2 protein-coding genes are annotated in these 1,925 nt (G+C 74.4%); both read right to left on the reverse strand.

Going from position 1 to position 1,925, the window contains the following annotated elements:
• Positions 1-23: 23 nt before the first annotated feature.
• The gene (locus BI06_RS21170) at positions 24-968 is read right to left on the reverse strand and encodes a hypothetical protein (protein ID WP_030391615.1); all 945 of its coding nucleotides are present in this window, start codon (positions 966-968) and stop codon (positions 24-26) included.
• Positions 969-1,259: 291 nt separating this feature from the next.
• Positions 1,260-1,925, reverse strand: a 666-nt coding sequence (locus BI06_RS21175) for an N-acetylmuramoyl-L-alanine amidase (protein ID WP_043470485.1), incomplete at its 5' end; no start/stop codon positions are given.

The raw sequence follows: 1,925 nt of genomic DNA on the forward strand, positions 1-1,925 counted from the left end.
GCCGTACGGGGTCTCGGGCGGGGTCAGCCGCGCTGGATGCCCGAGGTGTCGGCCAGCACGCCCTGGGTGCCGTCCTGGAGCTGGGCGACCAGCGCGGCGCCGCGCTGCTCGACCGCCAGGTACCAGGTGCCGGGGACCAGTTCGCCGACCGGGCCGCCGGCCGGGTTGTCCTTCGGGGCCAGCTGACGCGGCGCCGGGACGGCGAACCAGAACGGCGCGAAGTCCGCCGCCGGGGCGGGCTGCGGCTGGGCGGCCTGCTGGACGGAGGCCTGACGGGCGGCCTCGGCCTCGGCGGCGTGCGCGGCCTGCTGGGCGGCGAGGTCGTGCGGCTGGCCCGCGACCGGCTGGCCGGCCTGCGGGGACGGGTAGCCGTAGCCGCCGGGCTGGCCGCCGAAGGCCGGGGACTGCGCCTGGCTCGGGTCGACGCCCGGGCCCGGATAGCCGTACTGGCCGGGCTGACCGGGCTGGCCCGGGGCGGGGTAGCCGCCGGCCGGGAAGGCGGCCGGGGCGGCCGGCCGGTCGGTGACCAGCGGGGTCTTGAGCACCGGGATCAGCTGGCCGCCGGCGGAGGCGCCCGCCAGCACGATCAGCGCGATGACGGCCAGCCAGGCGCCGATGCCGTGGCCGATGCCCTCGAGGCCGCCGCCGAGCGCCCACACCGCGGTCCAGAGCGCGGCCACCGAGAAGGCGATGCCCCACTGGTCCAGGCGCAGGCCGAGGATCTGACGGTTCGCGGCCGCCTGGCCCTGGAAGCGCTGCACCAGGATCAGGGCGGCGGCGAGGATGCCGAGCAGGAAGACCGAGGGCAGCACGGGGAACAGGACACTGTCCCAGGCGTTCGTCGAGGTGTCGCCGCAGTACTTGCCCTTGCACTCGACGGTCCAGTACGGCAGGAAGGAGGCGATGAAGAGCAGGACGGCCGCACCTGCGACGGCGGCGTCTCCCTTGGTGAGAGCGCGCAGATTCACTAACGTTCCCCTCGTTGGTGTGTCGTGGTCGGCGGTTTTCGGTTCGGCGCTCGGCCGATGTGGTTCCGGCGCCCGTCCGGTCGGCTGACCGGCGGGAAAACCCCGAACGGACCAGAAGCCTAGGGCCAACGGCCTCGCGGGTGCACAGCGGGCTCGGGAATGGGGCGAAGTCGTTGCAAATCGCGCGCTTCCGGCCCCGGCCCGTCCACCGGCCCGTCCATCGTTCCAGTGCCCGGTCCGTCGCCCCGTCAACCGGGCCGGTGGCGGGTGCCGGGGCCGCCGGACGGGCTCCTACCGGGTGGTCAGGAACGAGGTCAGTGCGTCGGCGATCCCCTGGGCGGCCTGCTGGCGCCACTGAGGGTCCGTCATCCGGCGGGCGTCGGCCGGGTTGCGCATGTTACCGCACTCGATGAACACCTTGGGGACGGTCGAGAGGTTCAGCCCGCCGAGGTCCGAACGGGTGTCCAGGCCCTTGCTCGCGACGTAGTCGGCGTACGGCTCGCCGGTCGCCGCGTGGAAGCTGTCGCGCAGCAGCAGGCCCAGCCGGTGCGAGGGGTCGACGATCGCCGCGGTGTCGGCCTTCCCGGCGACCACCTTGGCGGGCATGATCACATGGAATCCGCTGCCGTTCGCCGGTCCGCCGTCGCCGTGCACCGAGACCGCGGCGTCGGCGTGGGCGGTGTTGCCGATCCGGGCGCGCTCGTCGATGCACGGCCCCCACGGGCGGTCGCCGTCGTGCACCAGCACCACGGTGGCGCCGCGGGCGGCGAGGATCGCGCGGGCGCGGTGGACCACGTCGAGGGAGTACTCGGCCTCGCTGTAGCCGCTGTTGGTGCTGGTGCCCGTGGTGTCGCACTCCTTGCGGGCGTTGCCGATGTCGACCTTGCGGTTGATCTCCGCGGTGTGGGCGGAGTTCCCGGTGTTGTGGCCCGGGTCGAGGAGGACGGCGCGGCCGGC

Source organism: Kitasatospora sp. MBT66 (assembly GCF_000710405.2).
GTDB classification, from domain to species: Bacteria; Actinomycetota; Actinomycetes; order Streptomycetales; family Streptomycetaceae; genus Kitasatospora; species Kitasatospora purpeofusca.